This is a genomic window from Azohydromonas aeria, assembly GCF_009760915.1.
In the GTDB taxonomy this organism is placed as follows: Bacteria; Pseudomonadota; Gammaproteobacteria; order Burkholderiales; family Burkholderiaceae_C; genus Azohydromonas; species Azohydromonas aeria.
This window is the reverse complement of sequence record NZ_VIDQ01000149.1, coordinates 1-7,613: the sequence shown is the minus strand read 5'-3', so window position 1 is coordinate 7,613 and position 7,613 is coordinate 1. Positions and strand designations below refer to the sequence as shown.

Here is a 7,613-nt window from a genome sequence, read left to right as displayed (position 1 = left end):
GACTTCAAGGACGTCGCCGTGATCGAGGTGTTCGTCAAGCCCGGCGACCAGGTCAAGGTCGAGCAGAGCCTGATCACCGTGGAGTCCGACAAGGCCTCCATGGAGATCCCGTCGTCGCATGCCGGCACGGTCAAGGAAGTGCGCGTGCAGCTCGGCGACAAGGTCAACGAGGGCTCGGTGCTGGTGCTGCTCGAAGCGGCCGGCGGCGCCCCCGCCCCCGCGCCTGCCCCGGCCGCCGCGGCCCCGGCGCCTGCTCCCGCCGCGCCGGCTCCGGCCGCCACCGTGACGGCGCCGGACCTGGCGCCGGCCGCGACGCGCACGCCGCCGACGGCGGCGCTGCCCGCGCACGATCCCGGCGCCCCGAAGGGCAGCCTGCCGCACGCCTCGCCCTCGATCCGTCTCCAGGCGCGCCAGCTCGGCGTGCCGCTGGAGGAAGTCAAGGGCAGCGGTCCCAAGGGCCGCATCACCCAGGACGACCTGCAGAACTTCGTCAAGGCCGTGATGGCCGGCACGGCGCAGACCAAGGCCGCCGCCGCCAAGGCCCCGACCGCGGCGCCGGCCGGTGCTGCCGCGGGCGGCGCCTTCCCCGGCCTGCTGCCCTGGCCGCAGGTGGACTTCGCCAAGTTCGGCCCGGTCGAGCGCAAGGACCTCTCGCGCATCAAGAAGATCAGCGGCGCCAACCTGCACCGCAACTGGGTCGTGATCCCGCACGTCACCAACCATGACGACGCGGACATCACCGAGCTGGAGAACTTCCGGGTGCAGCTCAACAAGGAGAACGAGAAGTCCGGCGTCAAGGTGACGATGCTGGCCTTCCTGATCAAGGCCGCCGTGGCCGCGCTCAAGAAGTTCCCCGAGTTCAATGCGAGCCTCGACGGCGACCAGGTCGTGCTCAAGCAGTACTTCCACATCGGCTTTGCCGCCGACACGCCCAACGGGCTGATGGTCCCGGTGATCAAGGATGCCGACAAGAAGGGCATCTTCCAGATCAGCCAGGAGATGAGCGAGCTGGCCAAGAAGGCCCGCGACGGCAAGCTCGGCCCCGCCGAGATGACCGGCGGCTGCTTCAGCATCTCGTCGCTGGGCGGCATCGGCGGGCGCTACTTCACGCCCATCATCAACGCGCCGGAAGTCGCGATCCTGGGCGTGTGCAAGAGCACCATGGAGCCCAAGTGGGACGGCAAGCAGTTCGTGCCGCGCCTGACGCTGCCGCTGTCGCTGTCGTGGGACCACCGCGCCGTGGACGGCGCCGCGGCCGCCCGCTTCAACGCCTACCTGTGCCAGATCCTCGCGGACTTCCGCCGGGTGATGCTGTAAGGGAAGGGACCCATCAAATGGCACAGATCGAAGTCAAGGTCCCGGACATCGGCGACTTCAAGGACGTCGCGGTCATCGAGCTGCTGGTCAAGCCCGGCGACACGGTCAAGGAGGAGCAGAGCCTCATCACCGTGGAGTCGGACAAGGCCTCCATGGAGATCCCGTCCTCGCACGCCGGCACCGTCAAGGAACTCAAGCTCAACCTCGGCGACAAGGTCAGCGAAGGCTCGCTGATCCTGGTGCTGGAGGCCGCCGGCGCGGCCGCCGCCGCCCCGGCGCCGGCCCCGGCCACGGCCGGCGCGCTGGAGCAGCCCACCGCCCCCGAGTCCTACTCCAAGGGCCAGGAAGGCAAGTTCCCGGTCGCCGCTCCTGTGGCGCCCGCGCCGAATGCCGCGACCTTCTCCGGCACGGCCGACATCGAGTGCGACATGCTCGTGCTCGGCGCCGGCCCGGGCGGCTACTCCGCGGCCTTCCGCGCCGCCGACTTGGGGCTGAAGGTGGTGCTGGTCGAGCGCTACGCGACGCTGGGCGGCGTTTGCCTGAACGTGGGCTGCATCCCGTCCAAGGCCCTGCTGCACGTGGCCGCGGTGATGGACGAGGTCAAGCACTTCGCCGACCTGGGCGTGACCTACGCCGAGCCGACGGTGGACATCGACAAGATGCGCGCCCACAAGTCCAAGGTCGTGGGCAAGCTCACCGGCGGCCTGGGCGCCATGGCCAAGATGCGCAAGGTCACCATCGTGCGCGGCTACGGCAACTTCGTGGACCCGCACCACGTCAAGGTGCTGGAGACCACGGGCGAAGGCCAGGAGCGCAGCGGCGGCGAGAAGGTCATCCGCTTCAAGAACGCCATCATCGCCGCGGGCTCGCAGGCCGTGCGCCTGCCGTTCCTGCCCGACGATCCGCGCATCGTGGACTCCACCGGCGCGCTGCAGTTGCGCCAGCAACCGAAGAAGATGCTCGTCATCGGCGGCGGCATCATCGGCCTGGAGATGGGCACCGTCTACTCCACGCTGGGCGCGCGCCTGGACGTGGTGGAGATGCTCGACGGCCTGATGCAGGGCGCGGACCGCGACCTCGTCAAGGTCTGGCAGAAGATGAACGCCAAGCGCTTCGACAACATCATGTTGAAGACGAAGACGGTGGGCGCCGAGGCCACGCCCGAAGGCATCAAGGTGCAGTTCGAGGGCCTGGACGGCACCAAGAGCGAGGGCACCTACGACCTGGTGCTGCAGGCCGTGGGCCGCACGCCCAACGGCAAGAAGATCGGCGCGGAGAACGCCGGCGTCATCGTCAGCGACCGCGGCTTCATCCCGGTGGACGTGCAGATGCGCACCAACGTGCCGCACATCTTCGCCATCGGCGACATCGTCGGCCAGCCGATGCTGGCGCACAAGGCGGTGCACGAGGCGCACGTGGCAGCCGAAGTGGCCGCCGGCGACGAGCACGCGCGCTTCGACGCGCGCGTGATCCCCAGCGTCGCCTACACCGACCCCGAGGTGGCCTGGGTGGGCCTGACCGAGGACGAGGCCAAGCAGCGCGGCATCAAGGTCAAGAAGGGCCTGTTCCCCTGGACCGCCTCGGGCCGCGCCATCGCCAACGGCCGCGACGAGGGCTTCACCAAGCTGCTGTTCGACGCGGAGACGCACCGCATCCTGGGCGGCGGCATCGTGGGCACCCACGCCGGCGACATGATCGGCGAGATCGCGCTGGCCATCGAGATGGGCGCCGACGAGGTGGACATCGGCAAGACCATCCACCCGCACCCGACGCTGGGCGAGAGCATCGGCATGGCCGCGGAAGTGGCGCACGGCACCTGCACCGACCTGCCGCCGCAGAAGCGCTGACGGGACCACGGCGGCGGGGCGCGCCTCGCCGCCAACACCCTCCCTCAAAAGACGAACGCGCCGCAATTGCGGCGCGTTTTGCATGGGGGCAGGGCGCGTGCCCGGGGCGGATCCGGCGCCTTACTCGATGTCGGCGGTGTGCAGCCCGAACTGGCCGCGCTTGCGGTCCTCGAAGTAGCGCCTGAGCGTCTCGCGCACGGTGCGGAAGGCGATCTGGTCCCAGGGCACCTCGGCCTCGGTGAAGAGCCGGGCCTCGATGGTCTCCGGGCCGGGATGGAAGGCCGTGTCGGTGAGCCGGGCCAGGTAGTAGAGGTGGACCTGGCCGACCTGGCGCACGTTCATGACGCTGAACAACTGTCCCAGCTCGATCTGCGCGCCGGCCTCCTCGTCGGTCTCGCGCGCCGCGCCCTGCGCGGTGGTCTCGCCGAGTTCCATGAAGCCCGCCGGCAACGTCCAGAAGCCGCGCCGCGGCTCGATGTTGCGCAGGCACAGCAGCACCTGGTCGTTCCAGGTGGGCAGCGTGCCGACGACATTGAGCGGGTTCTCGTAGTGGATGCGCCCGCACGCGGAACAGACCGCGCGCTCGCGGTTGTCGTCGGGCGGGATGCGGTAGTGCACGTGGCTGCCACAGGCAGGGCAGTGCTGGATCCTGCTGCGCTCGGTCAGAAGCATGGGCCGAGTTTAGCGCGCCCCCCCGGGCCGCCCCGGCGGCGGCAGCGGGTTCCCGCGCTTTTCGTGAGTCCGGTACGGCGGTTATGCTGGCCCGCGTCAATCCCGTGGTCCCGCGTCAACCCCCATGCAGCTCTACAACTATTTCCGCTCCTCGGCGTCCTACCGCGTGCGCATCGCGCTGGCGCTCAAGGGCCTGGCCTACGACTACATGCCGGTGCACCTGGTCAAGCGCGAGCACCAGGCCGAGTCCTACGCGGCCGTGTCGGCCTCGCGCCTGGTGCCGCTGCTGCGCGACGGCGACGCGTCGCTGACGCAGTCGATGGCCATCATCGAGTACCTCGACGAGACGCACCCGCAGCCGCCGCTGCTGCCCGCCGACGCGCTGGGCCGCGCCCGCGTGCGCGCGCTGGCGCAGGACGTGGCCTGCGAGATCCACCCGCTCAACAACCTGCGCGTGCTGCGCTACCTGGTGCACGACCTCAAACTCGGCGAGGACGACAAGAACCGCTGGTACCGCCACTGGGTCGAGACCGGGCTGGAAGTGGTCGAGCGCCAGATCGCGGACCATCCGGCCACCGGCCGCTTCTGCCACGGCGACACGCCAGGCCTGGCCGATTGCGTGCTGGTGCCGCAGATCTTCAACGCCCAGCGCTTCGACTGCCGCCTCGACCACGTGCCCACCGTGATGCGCGTGTTCGAGGCCTGCATGCAGCTCGACGCCTTCGACAAGACGCAGCCCTCGGCCTGTCCCGATGCGGAATGACGCGCCGCTGCAGGGCGCGATGATCCCTGACTGGCCCGCACCGCCCGGCGTGGGCGCGCTGATGAGCACGCGCGCCGGCGGCGTCAGCGCCGCGCCCTGGGACAGCCTGAACCTCGGCACCGCCGTGGGCGACGACCCGGCCGCCGTGGCCGGGAACCGTGCCCGCTTCGCCGCGGCCACGGGCGGTGCCATGCCGCTGTGGCTGCGCCAGGTGCACGGCAGCCGCGTGCTGCGGCTGCGCGTGGACGACGTGTCACCCGCGCCGGCCGATCCGCCCGAGGCCGATGCCGCCGTGACCGCCGAGCGCGGCGTGGCCTGCGTGGTGCAGGTGGCGGACTGCTTGCCCGTGCTGTTTGCCGCCCTCAATGGCCGGGCCGTCGGCGCGGCGCATGCGGGCTGGCGCGGCCTGGCCGGCGGGGTGCTGGAGAGCACGCTGGCCGAGGTGTGCGCCCTGGCCGATTGCGCGCCGGACGCCGTGCTGGCCTGGCTCGGCCCGTGCATCGGGCCGCGATCGTTCGAGGTGGGCGCCGACGTGCTGCGCGGCTTCGGCGCCGATCCGGACGCCGCCGGCACCGACCCGGCCTTCGTGCCCGCTCCCCGTCCCGACGGCAGCGCGCGCTGGCTGGCGGACTTGCCCGCGCTCGCGCACCGACGGCTGAATTTGGCAGGTCTGCGTCAGATCAGAGGCGGACAGTGGTGCACGGTGCAGGATCGCTCACGGTTCTTCTCGTTTCGGCGCGACGGGGTCACAGGGCGGCAGGCCGCCGCCGTCTGGCTGCGCTGAGGCCGCCTCGCGCTCTTCGGCGCGCCGGCGCGCCTGGCGGCGGGCCGGGGTGCCGAGCAGGTACAGCACGATGGACAGGGGCAGCGCGCCGTAGAGCAGGAAGGTGAAGAAGGCGCCGAGCACCGTGCCGTTGGGCGCCATGGCCTCGGCCACGGCCATCATCAGCACCACGTACAACCATCCCAGGGCAACCAGGTACATCAGAACAACCCCGCCATTAAGCAGAATGACGTATTTCGTGCAATGAAACCAGTTGTCATGATGCGGTAAGTCATGGGGCCTACAACGGCACCTTGCAACGGATTTCGTGAATAAGTCTCAGGAGACCAGCGTGACCCTCCAGCCCTTTCCGGCGCTTCAGCAACTCGGCGACAACGCCACCGCCCTGAGTGCGGCCATTTCCGACGCGCTGCGCAGCATGTCGAACCTGAACCTGCCCATGCAGGCCATGGCCAAGCTGCAAGGCGAGTACCTGAACGAGGCCACGGCGCTGTGGAACCAGACGCTGACCCGGCTGCAGCCCGACGCCGCCGCCACCGAGCCGGCCAAGCTGGGCGATCGCCGCTTCGCCGCCGCCGACTGGGCCAAGAACCCGGCTGCCGCCTACTTGGCGCAGGTGTACCTGCTCAACGCGCGCACGCTGATGCAGATGGCCGAGTCGATCGAGGGTGACGCCAAGGCCAAGGCGCGCGTGCGCTTCGCCGTGCAGCAGTGGATCGATGCCGCCGCACCGAGCAACTTCCTGGCCACCAATCCCGAGGCGCAGCGCAAGGCGCTGGAGACCAAGGGCGAGAGCATCAGCCAGGGCCTGCAGCAGCTGTGGCACGACATCCAGCAGGGCCATGTCTCGCAGACCGACGAGAGCGTGTTCGAGGTGGGCAAGAACGTCGCCACCACCGAGGGCACCGTGGTGTACGAGAACGAGCTGTTCCAGCTCATCGAGTACAAGCCGCTGACGGCCAAGGTGCACGAGGTGCCGTTCCTGTTCGTGCCGCCGTGCATCAACAAGTTCTACATCCTGGACCTGCAGCCCGACAACAGCGTCATCCGCTACACCGTCGCGCAGGGCCACCGCGTTTTCGTGCTGAGCTGGCGCAACCCCGACGCCTCGCTGGCGCACAAGACCTGGGACGACTACGTCGAGCAGGGCCCGATCCGCGCCATCAGCGTGGTGCAGCAGATCACGGGCAAGGACAAGCTCAACATGCTGGGCTTCTGCGTGGGCGGCACCATCCTGAGCACGGCGCTGGCGGTGCTGGCCGCGCGCGGCCAGCAGCCCGCGGCGAGCCTGACGCTGCTGACCACGCTGCTGGACTTCAGCAACACCGGCGTGCTGGACCTGTTCATCGACGAGGCCGCGGTGCGGCTGCGCGAGCTGACCATCGGCGAGAAGGCGCCCAACGGCCCGGGCCTGCTCAACGGCAAGGAGCTGGCCACCACGTTCAGCTTCCTGCGCCCGAACGACCTGGTCTGGAACTACGTGGTGGGCAACTATCTCAAGGGCGAGGCGCCCCCGCCCTTCGACCTGCTGTACTGGAACTCCGACAGCACCAACCTGCCGGGCCCGATGTTCTGCTGGTACCTGCGCTACACGTACCTGGAGAACAAGCTGCGCGTGCCCAATGCGCTGACCGTGTGCGGCGAGAAGGTGGACCTCTCGCGCATCGAGGCGCCGGTGTACCTGTACGGCTCGCGCGAGGACCACATCGTGCCCTGGGAGTCGGCCTACACCAGCACGCAGATCCTCTCCGGCCCCAAGCGCTACGTGCTGGGCGCCTCGGGGCACATCGCCGGCGTGATCAACCCGCCGCAGAAGAAGAAGCGCAGCTACTGGACCAACGACCAGCTCGATGCCGACCCCAACCAGTGGCTGGAAACCTCCACCGAGCACCCGGGCAGCTGGTGGACGGACTGGAGCGACTGGCTCAAGCAGCATGCCGGCAAGGAAATCACCGCGCCGAAGACCCCGGGCAACAAGACCTACAAGCCCATCGAGCCCGCTCCCGGGCGCTACGTGAAGCAGAAGGCCTGAGCCGCGCAACTCGCGCCTGACTGCCCCCTAAAGTACCGAAGTTCGAGAACGAGGAGATAACAAGCATGACCGACATCGTCATCGTCGCCGCCGCCCGCACCGCCGTGGGCAAGTTCGGCGGTTCGCTGGCCAAGGTTTCCGCGCCCGAGCTGGGCGCCACCGTGATCAAGGCGCTGCTGGACAAGACCGGCGTGGGTG

8 protein-coding genes are annotated in these 7,613 nt (G+C 69.5%); 6 read left to right on the top strand and 2 right to left on the bottom strand.

Going from position 1 to position 7,613, the window contains the following annotated elements; translation table 11 throughout:
- A partial coding sequence (aceF, locus tag FJ694_RS35675) for a dihydrolipoyllysine-residue acetyltransferase (RefSeq protein ID WP_157272262.1) occupies nucleotides 1-1,317 on the top strand: 1,317 nt, incomplete at its 5' end.
- Nucleotides 1,318-1,334: 17 nt separating this feature from the next.
- A complete protein-coding gene (gene lpdA / locus FJ694_RS35670) occupies nucleotides 1,335-3,164 on the top strand; it encodes a dihydrolipoyl dehydrogenase (RefSeq protein WP_157272261.1) in 1,830 nt (609 codons plus the stop codon).
- A 120-nt stretch (nucleotides 3,165-3,284) separates the two neighbouring features.
- On the opposite strand, the gene FJ694_RS35665 is transcribed toward lpdA, so the two are convergent.
- Nucleotides 3,285-3,830 (bottom strand): NUDIX hydrolase, encoded by a 546-nt coding sequence (locus FJ694_RS35665; protein ID WP_157272264.1) that lies wholly within the window; start codon nucleotides 3,828-3,830, stop codon nucleotides 3,285-3,287.
- Nucleotides 3,831-3,960: 130 nt separating this feature from the next.
- Between FJ694_RS35665 and maiA the strand changes: the two genes are divergently transcribed.
- The gene (gene maiA, locus FJ694_RS35660; RefSeq protein WP_157272260.1) at nucleotides 3,961-4,599 is read left to right on the top strand and encodes a maleylacetoacetate isomerase; all 639 of its coding nucleotides are present in this window, start codon (nucleotides 3,961-3,963) and stop codon (nucleotides 4,597-4,599) included.
- A 19-nt stretch (nucleotides 4,600-4,618) separates the two neighbouring features.
- Nucleotides 4,619-5,383, top strand: coding sequence for a peptidoglycan editing factor PgeF (gene pgeF / locus FJ694_RS35655; protein WP_232540374.1), 765 nt, complete (start codon nucleotides 4,619-4,621; stop codon nucleotides 5,381-5,383).
- Here the strand turns inward: pgeF and FJ694_RS35650 are convergent.
- Entirely contained in the window at nucleotides 5,315-5,584 is a 270-nt protein-coding gene (locus tag FJ694_RS35650) for a hypothetical protein (RefSeq protein WP_157272258.1), read from the bottom strand. The two genes, pgeF and FJ694_RS35650, sit on opposite strands and share 69 nt — an antisense overlap.
- Before the next feature lie 217 nt (nucleotides 5,585-5,801).
- On the opposite strand from FJ694_RS35650, the gene FJ694_RS35645 reads away from it, so the two are divergent.
- Together FJ694_RS35645 and FJ694_RS35640 are read left to right on the top strand one after the other, a co-directional pair.
- Complete coding sequence (locus FJ694_RS35645; RefSeq protein ID WP_157272263.1) at nucleotides 5,802-7,415, top strand: PHA/PHB synthase family protein; 1,614 nt, start codon at nucleotides 5,802-5,804, stop codon at nucleotides 7,413-7,415.
- 65 nt (nucleotides 7,416-7,480) lie between these two features.
- Nucleotides 7,481-7,613, top strand: a 133-nt coding sequence (locus tag FJ694_RS35640; RefSeq protein WP_445661320.1) for a thiolase family protein, incomplete at its 3' end; no start/stop codon positions are given.

Bases quoted from the DNA above. Each gene is read 5' to 3' on its own strand.
- lpdA (WP_157272261.1), top strand. From the start codon at position 1,335: ATGGCACAGATCGAAGTCAAGGTCCCGGACATCGGCGACTTCAAGGAC.
- maiA (WP_157272260.1), top strand. From the start codon at position 3,961: ATGCAGCTCTACAACTATTTCCGCTCCTCGGCGTCCTACCGCGTGCGC.
- pgeF (WP_232540374.1), top strand. From the start codon at position 4,619: ATGATCCCTGACTGGCCCGCACCGCCCGGCGTGGGCGCGCTGATGAGC.
- FJ694_RS35650 (WP_157272258.1), bottom strand. From the start codon at position 5,584: ATGTACCTGGTTGCCCTGGGATGGTTGTACGTGGTGCTGATGATGGCC.
- FJ694_RS35645 (WP_157272263.1), top strand. From the start codon at position 5,802: ATGTCGAACCTGAACCTGCCCATGCAGGCCATGGCCAAGCTGCAAGGC.